The sequence below is a fragment of the Acidovorax sp. YS12 genome (genome assembly GCA_021496925.1).
GTDB lineage: Bacteria > Pseudomonadota > Gammaproteobacteria > Burkholderiales > Burkholderiaceae_C > Paenacidovorax.
This window is the reverse complement of the sequence record CP053915.1, coordinates 3384046-3406293: the sequence shown is the minus strand read 5'-3', so window position 1 is coordinate 3406293 and position 22248 is coordinate 3384046. Positions and strand designations below refer to the sequence as shown.

Genomic DNA, 22248 nt, shown 5'->3' with positions numbered 1-22248 from the left:
CCGATGCCCTGGAGCCCGCCATGACCTTGCCCGCATGCCAACCCCGCTTCGATGCCGATGCCTACCTCGCATGGGAGGCCGGCCAGCCCGGCAAGAACGAATACTTCGACGGCGAAGTGTTCGCCATGTCCGGCGCCTCCGACGCGCATGTGACGATCGCGGGCAATCTGTACATGGCCCTGCGCGGCCACCTGCGCGGCGGCCCCTGCAGCGTATTCATCTCCGACATGAAGCTGCGCGTGGAAGAGGACAACGCCTTTTTCTATCCCGACGTGTTCGTCACCTGCGCCGCCGCCGACCGCGCGCAGAGCCACTACAAGAGCGCCCCGAGCCTGGTGGTGGAAGTGCTCTCGCCCTCCACCAGCGCCTACGACCGGGGCGCGAAGTTCGCCGCCTACCGCAAGCTGCCCGGCCTGCGCGAGTACGTGCTCATCGACAGCGAGCGCCTGAGCGTCGATCTGTTCCGCCGCGACGACGCCGGCCGCTGGGTGCTCTACCCGTTCGACGCCGTGGACCAGCAGGTCGAATTCGCCAGCGTCAGCCTGCAGTTGCCGCTGCAGGCGCTGTACGAGGACGTAGCGCTGGCCCGCACCAGCGCGCACCCCTGAAACCGCGCGCGGCCGCGGCGCGTCAGGGCGGCGTGCCCATCACCGCCAGCGCATAGCCGAAGTACTCTGGCACGCAGGCGGTGTGGCCGCTGGGCACGGCACTGCTGCATTCGCGCAGGCTGACCGGCGCGCCACCGCTGGCGCGCAGGGTGTCGTAGGCCGACAGCGAGGCGGCGAAGGGCACGGTGGCGTCGTCACGGCCATGGAACAGGTACACCGGCGCGCTCGGCGTCCAGCCCCAGTGCACGCTGCTTTGCGCGCGCAGCGTCTCCTGGTCGTCGGCCAGGTAGGTGTCGAGGAAACGCGCGTCGTAGCGCACGTCGGCGTCGCCCGGCACCAGCGCGCGCAGCAGCAGGCGGCGCACTTCGGCGCGCACCGAGGCGCCCAGGTGGCGCAGCGTGCCGGGACTGAGCATCCAGCCGATGGCGGGGTACTCGTCGCGCACGCGGTCGAGCTGCGTGTCCAGGGTCACCTGCATGTCGAAGGGGCCGGCGGCGGGCAGGGCAGCGCGCAGCTGCGGCAGCAGCGCGCTGCGCGTGCGCTCCATTTCGCGCTGCGCGGCCATGGTGGCGTAGCCGCCCTCGGAATAGCCCAGCAGGTACAGCTGGCCGTTGTCGGCCACGCGGGCGGCGCGGCGCCACTGCTGCGCGGCATCGAGCATGTCGAGCACGGCACGCGCCGTGGCCTGCGACTGCAGGTAGGGGTGGGCCGCGGCGTTGCTGTGCGCAAAGCCCACGTAGTCCGCCGCGACGACGATGTAGCCCAGCGAGGCCAGCACCAGCGGCGGCTCGCTCGGCGCCAGGTTGAGCGAGGGCGCATCGGCATTGGCGAACGTGGTGGCGTGCTGGTAGCCCAGCACCGGACTGGCCGCCGCGCCCGCCGCCTTTTGCGGCACGGCCACGAGGCCGGAGGCTTCGACGAGCGCGCCGTCGGCATCCTGCGTCAGGTAGGTCAGGCGGTAGGTGGAGACGCCGTAGCGCGGCTGCAGCGGCGGAATCCGGCTGGTGCCCGCGGCCACGGCGGCGGTGAAGGCGTCCACACCGATCCCGGCCAGGCTCTGGACCGACAGCAATTGCCCCACCTGGGGCGGCGGGGGTGCGGGCGGCAGCGGCGTGGAGCCGCCGCCACCGCCGCAGCCGGCCAGGGCCAACGCCAGCATCCCCAGTGCCAGGGGCATTGCGCGCCATTGCATACGTCTTCTCCTTCGCACGACAGACCGGCGAGGATAAGGCCCGCGCCCGCGCGGCATGGCGGCTGGAAAAGATCGTTGACAGACGTTCAGCCTGGAAACGGCAGTTGAACGCGTTCGCCAGTGCCGTGATCGGCGTGCCAGGCAAGGCGCGACGACGCGGCGGGCTCCTGCCCGCAAGGAGGAGCAACGCCGCATGGCGCGGCGAGCGCGGCGCTGGCGGGCGCGTAGCGTGGTTCACCCCGCAGGCGAACGGCAACGAAGCAGCGAATGTCACTATCCATGCGGCCCTTGTGAAAATGGCAAGCGGTCAACTGCCGTTTCCAGGCTTAGCCCCGCACCACGGCCCCTGCCAGCCCAGGCAGGGGCTGCGCCAGCGCCTGCCGGGCAGCATGGGCGCTGCCGGGCGCGCGCGCGTCTTCGCAGGGCTGCAGCACCCAGTGGCGCAGGCCCAGGTGCTGCAGTTCTTCGCCCAGGGCCTGTAATTCCTCCACGGGATACAGGCCGGGGTGCCAGGTGGTGCGGCACTCGTGCGCCACGCCGCTGGCCAGCAGCAGCGCCAGCGAGGCGCGCACCCGCGCGCCGCTGCCGGGCGTGCCGGTGATGGCGGGCATGCGCGCCCAGGGGGCCTTCACGTCCAGCCCCACCCAGTCGAGCAGCGGCAGCGCGGCGGCCAGGCGTTCGGGGTACATGCCGCCGGTGTGCAGCGCGGTGGCGTAGCCCAGCGCGCGCACCTGCGCCAGCGCATCGGGCAGGCCGGATTGCGCCAGCGGCTCGCCGCCCGAGAACACCACGCCATCGAGCAGGCCGCGCCGCTGGCGCAGCAGGGCCAGCACATCGTCCCAGTCCAGCGCGCCGGGCTGGGTGGCGTCGAGCAGGCCGGGGTTGTGGCAGTAGCCGCAGCGCCAGGGGCAGCCCTGGCAGAACACCACGGCCGCCAGCTTGCCGGGGAAGTCGATGGTGGTGAGCGGCGTCAGGCCGCCGATGCGCAGCCTGGATGCAGGCAGGGCCTCAGCAGTGGTAGCTGCAGCCACGTGCGGGCTCGGCGAAGAACTGGCGCTCGTTGTGCTCGCCCTGCTTGCCGGTGTTGAAGCTGGCCACGGGGCGGTGGTAGCCCATGACGCGCGTCCAGACCTCGCAGGGCTGGCGCTCGTCGTCGGTGAGCTGCACGGCGGCCAGGGCGGTTTGTTCGGTGGTGGAGAAATGGCTCATGGTGAACTCCTTGGGGGGTTGGAAACTACGGTTTTGATAGCTGCTTGCGCTTGATGGGTAAGGGCTGGAGGCCGATTTGGCTTCAAGCCGCGAGCAGGCGCCGGCGCTTGGCCGCCAGCCGCTCTTCATCGCACGTGGGGCAGAACTGGTGCTCGCCCGCGAGGTAGCCGTGCGTCGGGCAGATGGAGAACGTGGGCGTGACGGTGATGTAGGGCAGGCGGAAGTTGGTCAGCGCGCGCTTGACCAGCTCGCGGCAGGCGGCGCCGCTGGAGATGCGCTCGCCCATGTAAAGGTGCAGCACGGTGCCACCGGTGTACTTGCCTTGCAAGGCTTCCTGGCGCTGCAGCGCGTCGAACGGGTCGCTGGTGTAGCCCACGGGCAGTTGCGACGAATTCGTGTAGTAGGGCTGCTCGGCGGTGCCGGCCTGCAGGATGGCGGGCCAGCGCTTCCTGTCTTCCTTGGCGAAGCGGTAGGTGGTGCCTTCGGCGGGCGTGGCCTCCAGGTTGTAGAGATGGCCGGTTTCCTCCTGGAAGGCCGTCATGCGCTCGCGCACGTGGTCGAGCAGGCGCACGGCGAAGGCGTGGCCCCATTCGCTGGTGATGTCGTGCGCATCGTGCGTGAAGTTGCGCACCATCTCGTTGATGCCGTTCACGCCCAGCGTGGAGAAGTGGTTGCGCAGCGTGCCCAGGTAGCGCTTGGTGTAGGGGAACAGGCCCTGGTCCATCAGGCGCTGGATCAGCTTGCGCTTGACTTCCAGGCTCTGCTTGCCGAGTTCGAGCAGGCGATCCAGCGCCGCGAACAGGCCCGCCTCATCGCCCGCGTGCAGGTAGCCCAGCCGCGCGCAGTTCACGGTAACCACGCCCAGGCTGCCCGTCTGCTCCGCGCTGCCGAAAAGGCCGTTGCCGCGCTTGAGCAGCTCGCGCAGGTCGAGCTGCAGGCGGCAGCACATGGAGCGCACCATGTTCGGCGAAAGCTCGGAGTTGATGAAGTTCTGGAAATACGGCAGGCCGTACTTGGCCGTCATGTCGAACAGCGCGGCGGCGTTCTCGCTCTCCCACGGGAAGTCGGGCGTGATGTTGTAGGTGGGAATGGGGAAGGTGAACACGCGGCCCTTGGCGTCGCCCGTGGTCATCACGTCGATGTAGGCGCGGTTGATCACGTCCATCTCGGCCTGCAGCTCGCCGTAGCAGAAGGGCATTTCCACGCCGCCGATCACGGGCACCTGCTCGCGCAGGTCCTCGGGGCAGGTCCAGTCGAAGGTGAGGTTGGTGAACGGCGTCTGCGTGCCCCAGCGCGAGGGCACGTTGAGGTTGTAGACCAGCTCCTGGATGCACTGGCGCACGGCGGCATAGTCCATGCCGTCCTTGCGCACGAAGGGCGCCATGTAGGTGTCGAACGAGGAGAACGCCTGCGCGCCCGCCCACTCGTTCTGCAGCGTGCCGAGGAAGTTCACGATCTGCCCCACGGCGGAACTCATGTGCTTGGGCGGCCCCGCCTCGACCTTGCCCGGCACGCCGTTCAGCCCCTCGTGCAAGAGCGTGCGCAGCGACCAGCCCGCGCAGTAGCCGCTCAGCATGTCGAGGTCGTGGATGTGGATGTCGCCATTGCGGTGCGCCTCGCCGATCTCGGGCGCGTAGACGTGCGAGAGCCAGTAGTTGGCCGTCACCTTCCCCGCCACGTTGAGGATCAGCCCGCCGAGCGAATAGCCCTGGTTGGCGTTGGCGTTCACGCGCCAGTCGGCGCGCGTCAGGTATTCGTTGATGGAGCTTTCGACGTGCACCAGCGTCTGCCGGTCGGCGCGCAGCGTGGCGTGGCGCTGGCGGTAGGCCATGTAGGCGCGCGCGGTCTGCAGGTGGTTGGCGGCGATCAGCGTCTGCTCCACCACGTCCTGGATCTGCTCGATGGCCGGCGCCTCGCCGCGAAAGCGGTGGACCAGCACCTTGGTGGCCTGGGCGGTGAGCAGCTGCGCCTCGTCCTCGCCGAATTCGCCGGTGGCGCTGCCGGCGCGCGCGATGGCCGAGCGGATGCGGTGGGCGTCGAACGCGGCGCGGGCGCCGTCGCGCTGGATCACGTCGCGCGGCAGGGTGGCCAGGGGGGAGGACATGCGGCTTGCTCCTTCAGGTAAAACACTACCTGTAGTGTGCAACAGACCATCGGAACACTATAGGTAGTTATTCACCCCTTTTGACCCAGCACAAAGACCCAGTGTTTCAGTCGGTAAAAAAACGCCGGCACAAGGCCGGCGCAAACCTGAGGCAGGGAGAGGAAAACGGAGCGAGAAGCGTCAGCAGGCCGCCGCCTCGGCATGCTGGGCTTCCACACGCGGGTAGAAATCGCGGTCTTCGTGGCGCATGCGCTCGTGCACGCGGCGCAGCACGTCGTTGGCGGCGGCGCGGAACGCGGCCTCGTCCTCGCGCAGGCGCTGCGCGGTGTTCCAGCGCCGCGCGAACTGGTCGAAGGCGGCGGCGATCGGCCCCATCTCCACCTGGAAGCGCTGCCCCAGGCGCGCCAGCGCGGCGTCGTCGCCGCGCTGCAGCGCCGGGTACAGCGCCTGGTCCTCCACGGACAGGTGCAGCTTGATGACCGAGCTCATGGCCACGATGCCCTGGGCGATGGCCTCGGCATTGCGCGCCACGCCCGCATGGGTCAGCTCGCGCAGGGCGGCGATGCGCCGCAGGATGTCCACGTGCTGGTGCTTGAATTTGTCGATGTTCATGGTGCTTCCTTCACAGAGTTGGTGCCCTGGGTGGATGCAAGCCCCGGGCCAGGCCTGGCCGCCTTGGGAATCAAGCACTTGGCACGCATAGGGTATTTACCACCCCATGCATTCGCGGTTGTTTTAACCTTGTACGGTCATGAATACCCTGATCGACCCCGCCCTGCTGGCCGACCTGGCCGCTGCGCACCCGCCCGCCGAGCGCCTGCAGCGCCTGGCCAGCCAGTTGCGCACGCACTTCCGCTGCGGTGCCGTGGTGCTGCTGCGGCTGGAGGAGGAGCACCTGCGCCCCGTGGCCATGGACGGCCTGGTGCCCGAGGCGCTGGGGCGGCGCTTCGCCGTACGCCAGCACCCGCGCCTGGCGGCCATCCTGGCGCGGCGCGAGGTAGTGTGCTTCGACCACGACAGCACCCTGCCCGACCCCTACGACGGCCTGCTCGACACCCTGGTGGGCGCCCCGCTGCCGGTGCACGACTGCATGGGCGTGGCGCTGTGGGTGGACGAGCGCCCCTGGGGCGTGCTCACGCTCGACGCGCTGCGCACCGGCACCTTCGGCGCGCCCGAGCGCGCCGCGCTGGCGCACTGCGCGCGCCTGGCCGAAGCGGCGGTGCGCATGGCGCAGTTGGAGCGCGAGGTGCAGGCGCTGCGCCTGGCGCCCCCGGCCCGCGCCACCGCGCCCGCCGAAGGGGCGGCGCCCACCGCCGACCCCGATGCCGAGATCGTCGGCCAGAGCCCGGCGCTGACGCAGTTGCTGCACGAGCTGCGCGTGGTTGCCAGCTCGGCGCTGCCGGTGCTGCTGCTAGGCGAGACCGGCGTGGGCAAGGAGCTGTTCGCGCGCTGGCTGCACCGCCACTCGCCGCGCCGCGGCAAGCCGCTGGTGCACGTGAACTGCGCCGCGCTGCCCGAGACGCTGGCCGAAAGCGAGCTGTTCGGCCACGTGCGCGGCGCGTTCTCCGGCGCCATGGCCGACCGGCCCGGCCGCTTCGAGGCCGCCGAGGGCGGCACGCTGTTCCTCGACGAAGTGGGCGAGCTGCCGCTGGCCGTGCAGGCCAAGCTGCTGCGCACACTGCAGAACGGCGAGATCCAGCGCCTGGGCGCCGACCGCCCCCGGCGCGTGGACGTGCGCGTGCTCGCCGCCACCAATCGCCCGCTGCGCGAGCAGGTGGCCAGCGGCGCCTTCCGCGCCGACCTGTACCACCGGCTGTCGGTATACCCGGTGCCGATCCCGCCGCTGCGCGAGCGCGGCGCCGACGTGCTGCTGCTCGCCGGGCGCTTCCTGGAGCTGAACCGCGCGCGCCTGGGCCTGCGCAGCCTGCGCCTGTCGGCCGCCGCGCAGGCGGCGCTGCAGCGCTACCCCTGGCCCGGCAACGTGCGCGAGCTGGAGCACGTCATCAGCCGCGCCGCGCTCAAGGCCCTGAGCCGGGGCGCCGGGCGCAACGACATCGTGACGCTGGAGCCCGCGCTGCTCGACCTGGACCCGGACCAGCACGGTGCGGCCCCGCCGGAGCCGCCGCCGCTCGCCGGCGATGCGGCGCCCGCCGCCGAGGGCCCGCTGCGCGATGCCGTGGACGCCTGCCAGCGCGCCGTCCTCCGCGCCGCGCTGGCGCGCCACGACGGCAACTGGGCCCGCGCGGCGCGGGCGCTGGACGTGGATGCGAGCAACCTGCACAAGCTCGCCCGGCGGCTGGGGATGAAGTGAAGGCCCCCTCTCGCAGCGCTACACGCTACGGGCTTGTGCATGCACACATCTTTTCATAGCGGGTCGCGCAATATCCACGCGGTTTTCCAGCTGTTTTGGGGCTCAAGGGCTTGTGGGGACTGCGCTGGCAGCTCTCTTTTTTGATCTTCTGCCGGGGGGTTGAGGGGAGAGGCCGGGACTCGCCCCGGCGGGCGACTCCCTTTTCTTGCTCGTGCAAGAAAAGGAAGCAAAAGAAGCACGCCCCTGCTGCCCGTATCCCCTGCGCTGCGCTCCGGGGCAGCCTGCGGTGCTCGGGCGCGGGGCGGTGCCGCGTAACTCACTGCGCGCCTGCGGCGCTGCGTTCAAACAGACGCGGCAAGTCAGTTCACGAAGCGCGTGTGTCCTTCGGCACACGCGCCCGCCCCACGCCCTGCGCTCCTCGGTACGGCCAGAAGGGGTTTGAAGACGACACGGGCCATCGCTGCGCTCGGCCTGGCGCGCGCGGCGCGTAGCGCCTGCGTGTTGGGGGCCGAGCGCAGCGATGGCCCGTGTCGGTCTCCACCCCCTTTCAGGCTGCGCCTGGGGCGAGGCGGTGGTGGGGTGGCATGCGCGAAGTCGCGCATGCTTCGTGGTCTGACTCGCTGCGGTTGTTTGAGCGAAGCGCGCAGCGCGTAGCGAGTTCCGCAGCGCACCCCGCCAGCGTCTCGCCCCAGGTTTGCCCCGTAGCGAAGCGAAGGGGTCGCAGACTGCGGGGCGCGTTTCTTTGGGTACTTTCTTGCCGCGCAGCAAGAAAGTACCTCGCCCGCCGGGGCGAGTCCCGGCTCCGGGAAGCAACCCCACAAAAACACTAAAAAAAAGAGAGCTGCCAGCGCACCCAAATAGCCGCAAAGCCGCGCAAGCATTGCGTAACGCGCTATGAAAATGGGCCGTGAGTGCCCTCAACGATTACAAGCCAAATCGGCCTCAAACGCTTGTCCAGCAAGCGCTGGCAGCTCTTCTTTCAGGAGTCCGCTGCCGCAGCCGGCCCGGACTGCAGCGTGGCCGCATAGGCCTGCACGGCCTGACCGAGCTGCGCGCGCAGCGCCGCCGCGTCGACCCACGGCCCCTGCGCCAGCAGCGACTGCGAGACCCAGCCGTAGGTCATGGCGTGCAGCAGCCGCGCCGCCCCTGCCGCATCGTGCGGCGCGCCGGCCGCCGCCTCCAGCGTGCGCTGCCACAGCGCCACGTAGGCCTCGTAGTGCTTGCGAAAGGCCTGCGGCGTGGACACCTGGCGCTCCACCAGAAACAGCGCCGCCCACACCGGCGCCTCGGCCATCACCTGGCCCACCTGCACGTCGAGCTGCGCGTCCAGCACCCGCGCCAGCGGCCGCCCGCGCGCGGCATCGACGGCGGCCTGCCCCGCATCGGCCAGCGCCTTCACGCGCTGGTGGATGCACAGCGCCGCCAGCGCGCGCATGTTGCCGAAGTATTCGTAGAACGTGCCCACGCCGACGCCGGCCACGGCCGCCACCTCGCGGATGGTGGTTTTCTCGTAGCCGCGTTCGAGCAAAACCCGAACAAACGCATCCTGCAGCGCCTGCGCGCTCGCCTGGGCGCGCGACTGGCGCGGGCGGCGGCGGATCTGCGGCGCGTCCTGCGGCGGCGTTGAAACCCGAACACCTCGCGAGGCCATTTTTCCTAGACTTTCCTTTCACCACACAAGGAGACAAGCCCCCATGGCCGACTGGAACACCCACACCGTTTTCAACCAGGTGGAAGAGCCCACGGGCATCAACCTGCTCACGGCCGACCCGGCCCTGGCCGAGGCGCTGCAGCGCGCCGACGCCGGCTGGGCCCTGCCCGCGCTCACGCAGTACGCCGCGCGCCTGGGCGACGCCGCCACCTGGCGCCTGGCCGAGGAGGCCAACCGCCACCTGCCCACGCTGCACGGCTTCGACGCACGCGGGCGCCGCATCGACCAGGTGGAGTTCCACCCGAGCTGGCATGCGCTCATGGAAATGTACCGTGGCCAGGGCCTGATCGGGCAGCCCTTCGCCGACACCCGCAAGGGCCGCTGGGCCGCCTGGGCCGCGGGCTTCTACCTGCACGGCCAGGTGGAGCAGGGCACGCTGTGCCCGGCCACCATGACCACGGCCAGCATCCCCGTGCTGCAGAAGGAACCGGCGCTGTGGGCACAGCTGCAGGCGCAGCTGCTGAGCCCGGCCTACGACGCGCGCGACCTGCCGCTGGCGCGGAAAACATCGCTCTGGCTCGGCATGGGCATGACCGAGAAGCAGGGCGGCTCGGACGTGCGCGCCAACACCACGGTGGCCACGCCCATCGGCGCGGGCGGGCGCGGCGGCGAATACCTGCTGCGCGGCCACAAGTGGTTCTTCTCGGCGCCGATGTGCGATGCGCATCTGGTGGTGGCGCGCACCGGCGCGGGCGGGCCATCCTCTTCCAATTTGGCCTGCTTCTTCGTGCCGCGCTGGCGCCCCGACGGCAGCAAGAACGCCGTGAACGTGCAGCGCCTCAAGGACAAGGTGGGCAACCGCAGCAATTCGAGCAGCGAGGTCGAGTTCCAGGACGCCTGGGGCATCCTCATGGGCGAGGAAGGCCGGGGCATTCCCACCATCATCGAGATGGCCACGTACACCCGCCTGAACTGCGTGCTGGGCAGCGCCGCCATCCTGCGCCAGGCGCTGGTGCAGGCCATCGCCTACGCGCGCCAGCGCGAGGTGTTCGGCAAGCGCCTGGCCGAACAGCCGCTGATGCGCGCCGTGCTGGCCGACCTGGCGCTGGAGAGCGAAGCCGCCATGGCGCTAGCGCTGCGCCTGGCCGAGGCCTACGAGGACGAAGCCGACCCCGTGCAGCGCGCGTACAAGCGCATCCTCACGCCCGCCGCCAAGTTCTGGGTGTGCAAGCGCGGCGTGGAATGCACGGGCGAGGCCATGGAGGTGCTGGGCGGCAACGGCTACGTGGACACCAGCGTCGTCGCGCGCCTGTTCCGCGAGTCGCCCGTCAACTCCATCTGGGAAGGCTCGGGCAACGTGATGTGCCTGGACGTGCTGCGCGCCATCGCGCGCGAGCCCGAGGCGGCGCAGGCGCTGTTCGCCGACCTGGCCGACGCCGCCGCGGGCGAGCCGCGCCTGCTGGCCACGCTGCAGTCGCTGCGCGGCCTGCTGGCCCAGCCGCCCGCGCAGCTCGAAGCCCTGGCGCGCGTGCTCGCGCAGCGCCTGGTGCTGGTGGCCCAGGCCGCGCTGCTGCGCCGCCATGCGCCCGCCGCCGTGGCCGATGCCTTCATCGCCTCGCGCTTCGGTGACGCCGACGCGGGCCGCGTGGTGGGCGCGCTGGACACGCGCGCCATCGCCGTCGATGCACTGCTGGCACGCGCGCTGGCCGCCTGACACCGGGAGCAACCGCCATGGACCTCCTCTGTGCCTTCGACAGCGCGGCGCGCAAGACGCCGCACAAGCCCTTCTTGCGCCATGCGGGCGCCTCCATCACCTACGCCGGGATGCAGCGGCGCTCGCGCCAGGCCGCCGCCGTGCTGCAGTCCTGCGGCGTGGGCGCGGGCGACCGCGTGGCGCTGATGTGCTTCAACACACCGGGCTTCGTCGATGCCCTGCTCGGCGCCTGGCGCCTGGGCGCGGCCGTGGTGCCCGTGAACCACAAGCTGCAGGCGCCCGAGGTGCAGTACATCCTGCGCCACAGCGGCGCGCGCGCCGTGCTGTTCGACGCCGCCCTGGCCCCGGTGCTGGCCGGCGTGGACAGCCCCGCCCGGCGCCTGTGCACCGAGGGCTCGGTGCCCGACGTGCTCGACTTCGACGCCGCGCGCGCCGCCGCCGCGCCGCTGGCGCAGGACGACGCGCCGCCCGCGCCCGGCGCCATCGCCGAGGTGCTCTACACCTCGGGCACCACGGGCCAGCCCAAGGGCTGCCTGCACAGCCACCAGGGCGTGGCGCTGGCGGCCATCACGGCGGCGCTGGCGCTGTCGGTCACGCGCGAGGAACGCACGCTCATCGCCATGCCGATCTGGCACTCATCGCCGCTGAACAACTGGTTCGGCGCCACGCTCTACATGGGCGGCACCGTGGTGCTGCTGCGCGAATACCACCCGCAGCACTTCCTGCAGACGGTGCAGGACGAGGGCGTGACGCTGTACTTCGGTGCGCCGGTGTCGTACCTCGCGCCGCTGCAGCGCGTGCCCGACTTCGCGCGCTACGACCTCTCCAGCGTGCGCGCCTGGGTCTACGGCGGCGGCCCCATCGGCGCCGAGACGGCGCGCCAGCTCGCGGCGGCCTACCGCAGCGAACGCTTCTACCAGGTCTACGGCATGACCGAGACCGGCCCCGTGGGCACCACGCTGTACCCCGAGGAGCAGGTGGAGCGCGCCGGCTCCATCGGCCGCGTGGCCCTGCCCGGCGTGGACCTGCGCGTGGTCAAGCCCGACGGCACCGACGCCGCCCCGGGCGAGACCGGCGAGATCTGGCTGCGCTGCGCCAGCGCCATGGCCGGCTACCTGGACGACCCCGAGGCCACGCGCGCCGCGTTCGCGCCCGGCGGCTGGTACAGGAGTGGCGACCTGGCGCGGCTGGACGGCGCGGGCTACCTCTTCATCGTGGACCGCATGAAGGACATGATCGTCACGGGCGGCGAGAACGTGTACTCCAAGGAAGTCGAGGACGCGCTCGCCAGCCACCCCGGCGTGGCCGACGTGGCCGTGTTCGGCCGGCCGCACCCCGAATGGGGCGAGACCGTGGTGGCCCGCATCGTGCCACGCCCCGGCGAGGCGCCCACGCCCGAGGCGCTGGCCGCCTACCTCGCGCCGCGCTTGGCGCGCTACAAGATCCCGCGCGAATTCGCCTTCGCGGACGCGCTGCCGCGCACCCCCACGGGCAAGCTGCAGAAGTACCTGCTGCGCGGCGCGCCGGCCTGAAGTTCAGGTCAAAATGGCCTCCAGCCCTTATGGGGCAAGCGCCAGGCGCTCCTGATTTTGACAGCACCCGGCAGGGTAGGTGCATGCAGGCAATCTGTAGAATGCGATTAATTCTCATTGATTGCCTGCCATGCACGCCCCGCCCAGCACTGCCGCCCATCCCGTGCACGCCCTGTACCGGGAGCACCACGGCTGGCTGCTGGCCCTGCTGCACCGCCGCCTGCGCTGCCCGGACGGCGCGGCCGACCTGGCGCACGACACCTTCGTGCGCGTGCTGCTCAAACCCGAGGTGCTGCCCGGGTTGCGCGCGCCGCGCGCCTACCTCGCCACCATCGCGCGCGGCCTGCTGCACGACCACTGGCGCCGCCGCTCGCTGGAGCAGGCCTGGCTCGACACCCTCGCCGCGCTGCCCGAGGCGCACGCCCCCGCGCCCGAGGACGCGCTCGCCATTCGCCAGGCGCTGCAGCAGCTCGACGACCTGCTCGGCCGCCTGGCACCCAAGGCACGCGAGGTGTTCGTGCTCTCGCAACTGCAGGGCCTGGGCTACGCGCAGATCGCGGCCCAGGTGGGCGTGAGCGAGCGCACCGTCAAGCGCTACATGGCGCAGGGGTTCGAGCTGTGCCTGACGCTGATGGAATGAGCGCGCCGGTGGCGCCCGACCCGGCCGTCATCCGCGCGGCGGCCCAGTGGCTGGTGCGCCTGCACTCGGGCAACGCAGGCGCCGCCGACTTCGCCGCCTGCGCGCGCTGGCGCGCCGCGCACCCCGCGCACGAGGCCGCCTGGCAGAAGGCCGAGCGCCTGGCGCGCCAGTTCGGCGCCGTGCCGCCCGCGCTGGGCGTGCCCGTGCTCACGCGCCCCACCATGCGCCCCGCCACGCACGCCAGCCGCCGCGCCGTGCTGCGCACCCTGGCGGCGCTGGGCGTGGCCGCGCCCGCCGCCTGGCTGGGCTGGCGCCACGCGCCCTGGCAGGGCTGGACCGCCGACTACGCCACGGCCACCGGCGAACGCCGCGAAGCCGTGCTGGCCGACGGCAGCCGCCTCACCCTGAACACCGCCACCGCGCTGGACGTGGCCTGGAGCGATGCGCAGCGCCTGGTGCGCCTGCACCGGGGCGAGGTGTACGTGCGCACCGCGCCCGACGCGCCGGGCGCGCACCGCCCCTTCATCGTCGAGACGCCCCAGGGCCGCCTGCGCGCGCTGGGCACGCGCTTCGTCGTGCGCATCGAGGACGATGGCAGCGCCGCGCGCACCCGGCTCACCGTGCTGGAGCACCGCGTGGAGGCCACGCCGCGCGGCGGCGGCGCGCCGCTGATCGTGGACGCAGGCCAGCACACCGTCCTCGGCGCCGCCGGGGCCGCGCCGCCCGCATCCAACGCGCTGCTGCCGCTGGCCGCGCCGGACGGCGCGCCCGGCTGGCTGCACGGCGTGCTGTACGCCGACGGCATGCGCCTGGACGCCTTTCTGGCCGAGCTGGCGCGCTACCGCCCCGGCGTGGTGCGCTGCGCGCCCGAGGTGGCGGATTTGCGCATCTCGGGCGCCTTCCAGCTCGCCGACACCGACTACGTGCTCGCCCTGCTGCGCGAAACCCTGCCCGTGCAGGTGCTGCTGCGCACGCGCTGGTGGGTCACCGTGGCACCGCGCGACGCCGGCTGACAGTTTTTTTGCGCCAGGCTGGCACTTTGGCCCCGCCTCGTCCGGCAAGCAGTGGACCGCCCCGCTCCGGGGCTCACATCCACCGCATCACCGACGAGGAATCCGCCCATGAACCGCACCACCCCTCCCGCCCTGTGCCCCGTGGCGCTGGCCTGCCTGCTGGCCGCCAGCGCCCTGCCGCCGGGCGCCATGGCCCAGCCGCAGGCGCAGCAGGCCGCGCGCAGCTACGCCATTCCCGCCGGCCCGCTGGCCCCAGCGCTCTCGGCCTTCGCCGGGCAGGCGGGCGTGAGCCTGTCGTTCACGCCCACGCAGACCAACGGGCTGCGCACCCCGGGCCTGCAAGGCAGCCACGGCGTGGCCCAGGGCTTTGCGCGGCTGCTCGAAGGCACCGGGCTGCGCGCCGTGGCGCGCGAGGGCGGGGGCTACACGCTGCAGGCCGCGCCGGCCGGCGACGGGGACGGCGCCGCCGTGGCGCTGGCCACCGTCACCGTGGCCGCGGCGGCCGTGCGCCATGACGGCACCACCGAAGGCACGGGCAGCTACACGCAGACCGGCCCCAGCCGCACGGCCACGGGCCTGGGCCTGTCGCTGCGCGAGACGCCGCAGTCCGTCAGCGTGATGACGCGCCAGCGCATGGACGACTTCAAGCTGGAGACGCTAACCGACGTACTGGAGCAGACGCCCGGCATCGGCGTGTACCGCCAGAACAACGCCACCGACTTCCAGGCGCGCGGCACCAGCGTCAACCTGCAGACCGACGGCATGGCCCAGGTCACCAGCGGCTGGTACTACCTCACCAGCACCTTGTTCTCGCTCGACGACATGGCGGAGATGGACCGCATCGAGGTGCTCAAGGGCTCATCGGGCCTGGTGGTCGGCAAGGGCAACTACGGCGCCACCGTCAACATGGTGCGCAAGCGGCCCACGCGCGACTTCCAGGCCAGCGTGCGCGCCAGCGCCGGCAGTTGGGACAACTACCGCGTTCAGGCCGACGTGGGCGGGCCGCTGAACGCGGCGGGCACGCTGCGCGGGCGGCTGGTGGCGTCCGGCATGGACGCCGGCGGTTTCCGCGACAACGAGAAAAGCAGCAGCAGGATGCTGTTCGGCGCGCTGGAGGCCGATCTGGCGCCCGGCACGCTGCTCAACCTCGGCCTGACCTACCGCCAGCGCGAGGCGCACGGCATTGGCACCACGCAGCCGATCCAGCGCTACACCCGCGCGGGTGCAGAAGTGCCGTGGATGCCACGCTCGTTCAACACCGGCGCGCCCTGGGGCGGGTACGAACAGAATGCGCTCAACCTTTTCGGCAGCCTGGAGCAGCGCCTGGCAAGCGACTGGACGGCCACGCTCAAGTTCTCGCACCAGCATGCGGGCATGGACGACATGGTCGCGGGCTTCCTGTACGACCGGGACCGGGCGAACTTCGGCCACTGGCGCGACATGAAGAACGACAACTGGACGGTGAACCTGGACGTCACAGGCACCTTCGACCTGCTGGGCCGCACGCACGAGCTGCTGGCGGGCACAGGCATCTCGCGCTTTCGCGGCAGTGTGCAGATGCCTACCAACAGTGCGCCGCCGGTTCCCCTCGCAGACCTGGGCACGCGCTTTGCCCAGGGCGGCGGCGCGCTGCCCCAGCCCGACACCGGCAACTGGGTCTATGGCGACAACCGCTTCAGCCAGAAGCAGCGCTACGTGTATGCCGCGGGACGGTTCCGCGTGGCCGACCCGCTGCAGCTGATCGCGGGGCTGCGCGTGACCCGGTACGAGGAGCACGACAGCACGCCCTACTGGTGGAACTGGGACATGCAGGAAAACGTCGTGCTCACGCCCTATGCCGGGCTGGTTTACGCGGCGCATCCGAACGTGTCGCTGTATGCGAGCTACGCCAACATCTTCCAGCCGCAGACCGCGCAGGACGAGCAGGGCCACACGCTGTCCCCGGAGCAGGGCAATACCTACGAAATCGGCGCCAAGGGCGAATTCCTCGACAAGCGCCTGAACGCCAGCATCAGCCACTTCTGGATGAAGACCCGCAACACCGCCGAGGAAAGCGGCGGCCTCACGCCCGGCGGCGACACGGCCTACCGCGCCGTATCGAGCGCCACGCGGCGCGGCTGGGAGCTGGAACTGTCGGGCGAGCTGGCGCACGGCTGGCAGGCGCAGGGCAGCCTGGTGCAGCAGAACAGTTCGCTCGGCAACGCCAGCCAATACCCCCAGTACCAGTTCAAGCTGGGCAGCACCTACCGCTTCGGCGGCGGCGCGCTACGCGGGTTGACCGTGGGCGCCTCCACGCGCTGGCAAGGCAAGACGGAGATCGGCAACAGCGCTGCCACGCTGGCGCAGGACAGCTATGCGCTGCTCGACCTGATGGCGCGCTACCAGGCCGACAAGCACCTGTCGTTCAGCCTGAACGTGAACAACGCGCTGGACCGGCAGTACCTGGCCGGAATGACCCAATTCAGCGCCATCGGCCTGTACTACACCTGGGGCGCGCCGCGCAGCGTGAACGTGGGCATGCGCTACGACTTCTGACCCGGCACGGGCGTCCGGGCAATGCCAGGTGTGCAATGCGCGCACAAATGAGAATTGATATCATTTTGTATCCATTCCCGCCCCGCCTGCCCGCACCATGCCCGCCGCCGAAACCGTTCACCACCGCGAAGTCGCCGCGCTCTATGCCGACCACCATGGCTGGCTGCTCGGATGGCTGCAGCGCCGGCTCGGCCATGCCGGCGACGCGGCCGATCTGGCGCAGGACACCTTCGTGCGCCTGCTCACCGCGCCGTCTGCGCCAGCCGAAGCGCCGCTGCGCGAGCCGCGCGCCTACCTGGCCACGGTAGCGCGGCGGCTGCTGCTCAACCACCTGCGCCGCCAGTCGCTGGAGCAGGCCTACCTGCAGGCGCTGGCCGCGCTGCCCGCGCCCCAGGCGCCGTCGCCCGAGCAGCAACTGGCGATCCTGCAGGCGCTGCAGGAAATCGACGCCATGCTCGACGGCCTGCCGCCCAAGGTGCGCGCGGTCTTCATCCTGTCCCAGGTCGAGGGGCTGGCCTATGCGGCCATCGCCGAGGAGCTGGGCATGGGCCTGCGCTCGGTCAAGCGCTACATGGCCCAGGCCATGGCCGAATGCATTCTGCTGGCGCCATGAGCCGCGCCGCTTCCATCCCCCTGCCGCCGGCCGCGCCGCTGTCGCGCGAGGTGGCGCTGCAGGCGGCCGAATGGTTCGTGCTGCTGCACTCGGGCGAGGCCAGCGAGGCCGACCACCGCGCCTTCGAGGCCTGGCGCCAGCAGGCCGGCATCCACGAGTCGGCCTGGCAGCGCGCCCTGGCCGTGAGCCAGCAGGCCGCCAGCGTGCCTGCCGCGCTCGGCGCGCCGGCGCTGGGCCGCGCCCGGCGCCGCGCCGGCCGGCGCGAGGCCGTGCGCGCGCTGGCACTGCTGCTGGCGGCGGCACCGGCCGGCTGGCTGGCCTGGCGCGCCACGCCGCAGTGGACGGCCACGCATGCCACGGCCACGGGCGAGCGGCGCGAATGGCGGCTGGCCGACGGCAGCCGCATCGTGCTCGACACGGCCAGCGCGGTGGACATCGAATTCGATAGCACCCAGCGCTTGCTGCGCCTGCGTTCAGGGGCGATTTATATCGAAACCGCCCCCGACCCCATGGCGCCTTCCCGCCCCTTGGCCGTGGACACCTCGCAGGGCCGCGTGCGCGCCATCGGCACGCGCTTCGCCGTGCGGCTGGAGGCCGCGCGCAGCCAGGTCGCCGTGCTGCAGGGCGCCGTGGAAGTGGCCCCGCGCGCGGGCACGGCCACGCGGCGGCTGCAGGCCGGCCAGCAGGCCTGGTTCGACCCATGGGAGGCAGCGCCCGCCGAGCCCGCGCCCGCCGGTGCCGCCCAGTGGGCGCGCGGCGTGCTGGCCGTGGACGACATGCGGCTGGGCGACTTCGTGGCCGAACTCGCGCGCTACCGGCAGGGCTGGCTGCACTGCGACCCGGCCGTGGCCGGGCTGCGCATCACGGGCGCCTTCCAGCTCGGGGACACCGACGCCGTGCTCGGCAACCTGGTGCATCTGCTGCCCGTGCAGGTGCTGTACCGCACGCGCTACTGGGCCACGGTCGCGCCAGTGGACGCGGGGCGCTGAAAAAAACCCGCTCGGCTTTGGCCCCTTTGCGCTTCGGAGCGTGTCCTGTTCGATGGCAAGCAATTTCATCGACCGGCATTTTCCGAAGGAAACACAGACCATGGCCTCTCAGCCCAGCGCACCTTTTCCCCTTCATCCCATCACCCAGGCCGGCCTGGCCGTGCTGATGACCGTGGGCCTCGCGGCCACGGCCCTGCCGCGCACGGCCCAGGCCCAGCAGGCGGCGCAGCGCCAGTTCCAGGTGCCGCCGGGGCCGCTGGCCGGGGCGCTGACGGCCTTTGCCGCCGATGCGGGCGTGAGCGTGAGCGCGCCGCCCGCGCTGGTGCAGGGCAAGCGCACGGCGGGGCTGCAGGGCCGCTACACGGTGCGCGGGGCGCTGGAGCGGCTGCTCGCAGGCTCCGGCCTGCAGGCGCAGGCGGCAGGGCAGGGCGGCTATGTGCTGGCGCCTGCGCCCGCGTTGCAGCCATCCGCGGCTGCCGCCAACACCGCCACCTTGTCGACGGTCACCGTCACCTCGCAGCGCGATGCGGCGGAAGGTCTGTATGCCGCTCAAAGCCGCGCCTCGGGCACCAAGCTGGGCACCACGCTGATGGAAACGCCGCGTTCCATCTCCATCGTGAGCCAGGAGCAGCTCAAGACCCAGGCGCCGAAGAGCATCGAGCAAGCGCTGTCGTATACGGCCGGCGTGTCCACCGAGGTCACCAGCGCCGATGTGCGCATGACCGGCGCCATCATCCGCGGCTTCAGCGACGGGAGCTCCTATTACAAGGATGGCCTGCGCCAGTTCGCGGCCGGCACCTATGGTTCGTGGAACGACGAGATCGATGAGCTCGAAAGCATCGAGGTGATCAAGGGCCCGGCCTCGGTGCTCTTCGGACAGGGCCGACCGGGCGGGGTGGTCAACGTAGTGTCGAAGCGGCCCGAAGCCGACCATGTGAACAATGTGGGCGTGTCCTATGGCCGCTACCACCGCGCACAGCTCACCGCTGACCTGGGCGGTGCGCTGGACGAGGCAGGCGACGTGCTCTACCGCCTCAATCTCAAGGGCCGTGACAGCGACGGCCGCACCGTGGGCGCGCGCGACGACCGTATCTCGGTTGCCCCGTCGCTGCGCTGGAGGCTCTCAGGCCAGACCCAATTGACCGTGCTGGGCAGCTACTCGCGCGAACGCGGCACCCCAAAGTCCTGGTGGCCCAGCCTGTTCACCTACCCGCAAATCAAGGACGTGTCTGCACGCCTGACGGCCGGCGATCCGGCCTTCGACCGCTTCGACCGCGACACGAAATCGCTGGGCTATGAGCTGGGCCACCAGACCGACAGCGGCTGGCAGCTGACGCAGAACCTGCGCTACTCCACCATCGACATCGACTACCGCCATATCTACGCCATGGATGTGCTGGCTGACGGCCGCAGCATCTCGCGCGCCAACCTGGCCCAGCGCACCAAGGGCACCACCCTGGCCGTGGACAGCCGCGCGCAGAAGGATCTGCGCTGGGACGCGGTTCAGCACCGCCTGGTCGTGGGCCTGGACCACAACCGCTACAAGGAGCGCGGTGGCCTGGGTTTTGGCTGGGACGTGCCCAACCTGGACCTGAACCATCCGGTCTACGGCCAGGCCATTGCCATGCCCGAGCTGGAGGACAGCCGTTCCACCCTGCGCCAGACGGGCATCTATACGCTCAACCAGTTCCAGTGGAACCGCTGGATCGCCAACCTGAGCCTGCGCCACGACACGGCCCGCACCACGCAAGGCAGCACGACCCAGCCGCGTATGTCCGACAGCGCCAACACGGGCAGCGCGGGTGTGCTCTACCAGTTCGACAGCGGCTGGGCGCCGTACGCCAGCTACGCCACGTCCTTCGACCCCACCACGGGCCTGGCCTATGACGGCAGCGCGTTCGCACCGCGCCGTGGCAAGCAGTACGAGGTGGGCGTGAAATACCAGCCCGCAGGCAGCAGCACGCTGCTCACGGCTTCGGTGTTCGACCTGCGCCAGACGAACGTGACCACGCAGGACCCGGACCACCCGCGTTTCAGCATCCAGACCGGCGAGGTGCGGTCCACCGGCGTGGAACTGGAGGGGCGTACAGGCCTGACACGCGAGCTCAGTGCCCTTGCCAGCTACACCTACCTTGATCCGCGCACCACGCAGAGCACGCGCGCTGCGGAAATCGGTCGTCAGACCCTGCAAACCACACGCCACATGGCCAGCGTCTGGCTGGACTACCGACCGCACGCGGTGCCAGGCCTGATGGTCGCGGGCGGCCTGCGCTACAAGGGACGTTCACCCTACAACGTCGCGTCCGACGGCAGCCTGAACTTCAATGACGCCGTAACCTTGGCCGATCTGGCCGTGGCCTACGAGACGCCCCGGTACCGCATCGCGCTGAACGTCAACAACCTGTTCAACAAGACCTACTACGCGGGCATCTTCCGTGGCGTGGACCGCGAGGCGACCCTGAGCTTCAAGTACTACTGGTAAGCACTGCCGCGGGTTCCGGGTGGCCGCTAGCGGTCCCAATAGAATAAGAATGATTCTTGTTTTATTGTGGGCCAGCAGTCCCGCAGTCACGCCGGGAACCGCCATGCCCTCCGCCCACAGCCCCCTCCACCGCGAAATCGCCACCCTCTACACCGACCACCACGGCTGGCTGCAGGGCTGGCTGCGCAAGAAGCTCGGCGATGCGCACCAGGCGGCCGACCTGGCGCACGACACCTTCGTGCGCCTGCTGGCGCGCGAGGAGCCCGTGCTGGCGCGCGAGCCGCGCGCCTTCCTGACCACGGTGGCGCAGCGCGTGGTAGCCAACCACTACCGGCGCCAGCAGCTGGAGCGCGCCTACCTGGAGGCGCTGGCCCAGGCGCCGCAGGCCGCCGCGCTGTCGCCCGAGGAGCGCGCGCTGCTGCTGGAGGCGCTGGACGAAATCGACCGCCTGCTCGACGGCCTGCCCGCGCCCGTGCGGCGCGCGTTCCTGATGGCCCAGCTCGACGGCATGAAGCAGGCCGACATCGCCCGCGCGCTCGGCGTATCGCTCACCACCGTCAAGCGCTACCTGGTGCAGGCGGGCATGCGCTGCTACTTCGCGGTGGCGCCGTGACGGTGCCACCCGAGGTGGCGCGCCGCGCCGTCGAATGGTGGCTGCTGCTGCAGGACGGTGACCTGCCCGAGCCCCAGCGGCGCGCATGGCAGGCCTGGCGCGCGGCCGATGCGCTGCACGAGCAGGCGTGGCAGCGCATCGCCGCCGTGAACGCACAACTGGCGGGCCTGGCCGCGCCGCAGCAGGCGGCCATCGCGCGCGCGGCGCTGGCGCCGCGCGGCCCGGCGCGCCGCCGCGTGGCGCAGACGCTGGCCGTGCTGGCCTTCGGCGCGGGCGTAGCCTGGCAGTTGGAGCAGCGCACGCCCTGGCGCACCTGGGTGGCCGACGTGCGCACGGCGCGCGGCGAGCGCCGCCGCCTGGTGCTGGAAGACGGCACGCAGCTCGTGCTCAACGGCGCCAGCGCGCTCGACATCGGCTACGGCCCCCGGCTGCGCCGCCTGCGCCTGCTGGAGGGCGAGGTGCTCATCACCACCGCGCCCGACAGCCACCAGCCCGCGCGCGGCTTCGCCGTGCAGACCGCCGCCGGCGAGGCCCTGGCCCTGGGCACGCGCTTCGCCGTGCGCGCGCTGGCCGGGGGCGAGGCCTGGGTCGGCGTGTTCGAGGGCGCCGTGCGCCTGACGCCGCGCGACGGCGACGCCGGCGCGCTGGTGCTGCCCGCGGGCCGGCAGGCCACGCTGCAAGCGCAGGGCGTGTCGGCCCCGGCCGCCGTGCACGAGGACAGCACGGCCTGGACCGAGGGCATGCTGGTCGCACGCGGCCTGCCGCTGCCCGACCTGCTGGCCGCGCTGCAGCCCTACAGCGCGGCGCGGCTGGTCTGCGCGCCCGAGGTGGCGCACCTGCGGGTGTCGGGCACCTACCCGCTCGACGACGTGCCGCGCGTGCTGGCCGCGCTCGGCGCCCTGCCCGGGCTGCGGGTGCGCACGCTCGCGCGCTGGTGGGGGCGGCAGGAGGTGGTGGCCGAGGCCGCGCCCCGGTGACGCTGCAAAAAAGAGAGCTACCCGCGCTTGCTATTCCTGGTTTTTGAGATCAAAACCTTTTGGAT

At 71.4% G+C, this 22248-nt stretch carries 18 protein-coding genes; 12 read left to right on the top strand and 6 right to left on the bottom strand.

All coding sequences use genetic code 11. The annotated features are described in order from the left end of the window. The first annotated feature begins 20 nt into the window (after positions 1 to 20). A complete protein-coding gene (locus YS110_15355) occupies positions 21 to 608 on the top strand; it encodes a Uma2 family endonuclease (GenBank protein ID UJB66033.1) in 588 nt (195 codons plus the stop codon). 22 nt (positions 609 to 630) lie between these two features. Here YS110_15355 and YS110_15350 read toward each other — a convergent pair whose 3' ends face one another. The 5 genes from YS110_15350 to YS110_15330 all read right to left on the bottom strand — a co-directional run bounded on the left by YS110_15350 (position 631) and on the right by YS110_15330 (position 5725). Next, entirely contained in the window at positions 631 to 1800 is a 1170-nt protein-coding gene (locus YS110_15350; GenBank protein UJB66032.1) for a prolyl oligopeptidase family serine peptidase, read from the bottom strand. Positions 1801 to 2126: 326 nt separating this feature from the next. Next, the gene (locus YS110_15345) at positions 2127 to 2789 is read right to left on the bottom strand and encodes an anaerobic ribonucleoside-triphosphate reductase activating protein (protein ID UJB67475.1); all 663 of its coding nucleotides are present in this window, start codon (positions 2787 to 2789) and stop codon (positions 2127 to 2129) included. Positions 2790 to 2808: 19 nt separating this feature from the next. Beyond that, complete coding sequence (locus YS110_15340; GenBank protein ID UJB66031.1) at positions 2809 to 3009, bottom strand: hypothetical protein; 201 nt, start codon at positions 3007 to 3009, stop codon at positions 2809 to 2811. Positions 3010 to 3091: 82 nt separating this feature from the next. Continuing rightward, positions 3092 to 5113, bottom strand: coding sequence for a ribonucleoside triphosphate reductase (locus YS110_15335; GenBank protein UJB66030.1), 2022 nt, complete (start codon positions 5111 to 5113; stop codon positions 3092 to 3094). A 180-nt stretch (positions 5114 to 5293) separates the two neighbouring features. Further along, complete coding sequence (locus tag YS110_15330) at positions 5294 to 5725, bottom strand: hemerythrin domain-containing protein (GenBank protein UJB66029.1); 432 nt, start codon at positions 5723 to 5725, stop codon at positions 5294 to 5296. A gap of 139 nt (positions 5726 to 5864) precedes the next feature. On the opposite strand from YS110_15330, the gene norR reads away from it, so the two are divergent. Further along, entirely contained in the window at positions 5865 to 7424 is a 1560-nt protein-coding gene (norR, locus tag YS110_15325; GenBank protein ID UJB66028.1) for a nitric oxide reductase transcriptional regulator NorR, read from the top strand. Positions 7425 to 8403: 979 nt separating this feature from the next. Here norR and YS110_15320 read toward each other — a convergent pair. Continuing rightward, positions 8404 to 9075, bottom strand: a complete 672-nt coding sequence (locus tag YS110_15320; GenBank protein ID UJB66027.1) for a TetR/AcrR family transcriptional regulator — start codon at positions 9073 to 9075, stop codon at positions 8404 to 8406. Positions 9076 to 9118: 43 nt separating this feature from the next. Here YS110_15320 and YS110_15315 point away from each other — a divergent pair, with 43 nt between their 5' ends. The 10 genes from YS110_15315 (at position 9119) to YS110_15270 (ending at position 22183) form a co-directional block, all read left to right on the top strand. After that, complete coding sequence (locus YS110_15315; GenBank protein ID UJB66026.1) at positions 9119 to 10789, top strand: acyl-CoA dehydrogenase family protein; 1671 nt, start codon at positions 9119 to 9121, stop codon at positions 10787 to 10789. A gap of 17 nt (positions 10790 to 10806) precedes the next feature. Further along, positions 10807 to 12321: an AMP-binding protein gene (locus tag YS110_15310; GenBank protein ID UJB66025.1), complete on the top strand. Its 1515-nt coding sequence runs from the start codon at positions 10807 to 10809 to the stop codon at positions 12319 to 12321. Between the two features lie 130 nt (positions 12322 to 12451). Further along, complete coding sequence (locus YS110_15305; protein ID UJB66024.1) at positions 12452 to 12961, top strand: sigma-70 family RNA polymerase sigma factor; 510 nt, start codon at positions 12452 to 12454, stop codon at positions 12959 to 12961. Next, positions 12958 to 13974 (top strand): FecR domain-containing protein, encoded by a 1017-nt coding sequence (locus YS110_15300; protein ID UJB66023.1) that lies wholly within the window; start codon positions 12958 to 12960, stop codon positions 13972 to 13974. The genes YS110_15305 and YS110_15300 overlap by 4 nt, the downstream gene beginning before the upstream one ends. Before the next feature lie 108 nt (positions 13975 to 14082). Then, positions 14083 to 16509 (top strand): TonB-dependent siderophore receptor, encoded by a 2427-nt coding sequence (locus YS110_15295; protein UJB66022.1) that lies wholly within the window; start codon positions 14083 to 14085, stop codon positions 16507 to 16509. A 97-nt stretch (positions 16510 to 16606) separates the two neighbouring features. Continuing rightward, positions 16607 to 17122: a sigma-70 family RNA polymerase sigma factor gene (locus tag YS110_15290; protein UJB66021.1), complete on the top strand. Its 516-nt coding sequence runs from the start codon at positions 16607 to 16609 to the stop codon at positions 17120 to 17122. Beyond that, positions 17101 to 18111 (top strand): FecR domain-containing protein, encoded by a 1011-nt coding sequence (locus tag YS110_15285; protein ID UJB66020.1) that lies wholly within the window; start codon positions 17101 to 17103, stop codon positions 18109 to 18111. The genes YS110_15290 and YS110_15285 overlap by 22 nt, the downstream gene beginning before the upstream one ends. Before the next feature lie 166 nt (positions 18112 to 18277). Beyond that, positions 18278 to 20593, top strand: a complete 2316-nt coding sequence (locus tag YS110_15280; protein ID UJB67474.1) for a TonB-dependent siderophore receptor — start codon at positions 18278 to 18280, stop codon at positions 20591 to 20593. Between the two features lie 103 nt (positions 20594 to 20696). Then, positions 20697 to 21206: a sigma-70 family RNA polymerase sigma factor gene (locus YS110_15275; protein UJB66019.1), complete on the top strand. Its 510-nt coding sequence runs from the start codon at positions 20697 to 20699 to the stop codon at positions 21204 to 21206. Next, a complete protein-coding gene (locus tag YS110_15270; protein ID UJB66018.1) occupies positions 21203 to 22183 on the top strand; it encodes a FecR domain-containing protein in 981 nt (326 codons plus the stop codon). The genes YS110_15275 and YS110_15270 overlap by 4 nt, the downstream gene beginning before the upstream one ends. Positions 22184 to 22248 lie beyond the last annotated feature (65 nt).

Excerpts from the sequence above, each read along its gene's own strand:
- YS110_15295 (UJB66022.1), top strand. The coding sequence starts at position 14,083 with ATGAACCGCACCACCCCTCCCGCCCTGTGCCCCGTGGCGCTGGCCTGC.
- YS110_15340 (UJB66031.1), bottom strand. The coding sequence starts at position 3,009 with ATGAGCCATTTCTCCACCACCGAACAAACCGCCCTGGCCGCCGTGCAG.
- YS110_15290 (UJB66021.1), top strand. The coding sequence starts at position 16,607 with ATGCCCGCCGCCGAAACCGTTCACCACCGCGAAGTCGCCGCGCTCTAT.
- YS110_15305 (UJB66024.1), top strand. The coding sequence starts at position 12,452 with ATGCACGCCCCGCCCAGCACTGCCGCCCATCCCGTGCACGCCCTGTAC.
- YS110_15355 (UJB66033.1), top strand. The coding sequence starts at position 21 with ATGACCTTGCCCGCATGCCAACCCCGCTTCGATGCCGATGCCTACCTC.
- YS110_15300 (UJB66023.1), top strand. The coding sequence starts at position 12,958 with ATGAGCGCGCCGGTGGCGCCCGACCCGGCCGTCATCCGCGCGGCGGCC.
- YS110_15330 (UJB66029.1), bottom strand. The coding sequence starts at position 5,725 with ATGAACATCGACAAATTCAAGCACCAGCACGTGGACATCCTGCGGCGC.
- YS110_15335 (UJB66030.1), bottom strand. The coding sequence starts at position 5,113 with ATGTCCTCCCCCCTGGCCACCCTGCCGCGCGACGTGATCCAGCGCGAC.
- norR (UJB66028.1), top strand. The coding sequence starts at position 5,865 with ATGAATACCCTGATCGACCCCGCCCTGCTGGCCGACCTGGCCGCTGCG.
- YS110_15350 (UJB66032.1), bottom strand. The coding sequence starts at position 1,800 with ATGCAATGGCGCGCAATGCCCCTGGCACTGGGGATGCTGGCGTTGGCC.
- YS110_15315 (UJB66026.1), top strand. The coding sequence starts at position 9,119 with ATGGCCGACTGGAACACCCACACCGTTTTCAACCAGGTGGAAGAGCCC.
- YS110_15310 (UJB66025.1), top strand. The coding sequence starts at position 10,807 with ATGGACCTCCTCTGTGCCTTCGACAGCGCGGCGCGCAAGACGCCGCAC.
- YS110_15280 (UJB67474.1), top strand. The coding sequence starts at position 18,278 with ATGACCGTGGGCCTCGCGGCCACGGCCCTGCCGCGCACGGCCCAGGCC.
- YS110_15320 (UJB66027.1), bottom strand. The coding sequence starts at position 9,075 with ATGGCCTCGCGAGGTGTTCGGGTTTCAACGCCGCCGCAGGACGCGCCG.
- YS110_15275 (UJB66019.1), top strand. The coding sequence starts at position 20,697 with ATGCCCTCCGCCCACAGCCCCCTCCACCGCGAAATCGCCACCCTCTAC.
- YS110_15285 (UJB66020.1), top strand. The coding sequence starts at position 17,101 with ATGCATTCTGCTGGCGCCATGAGCCGCGCCGCTTCCATCCCCCTGCCG.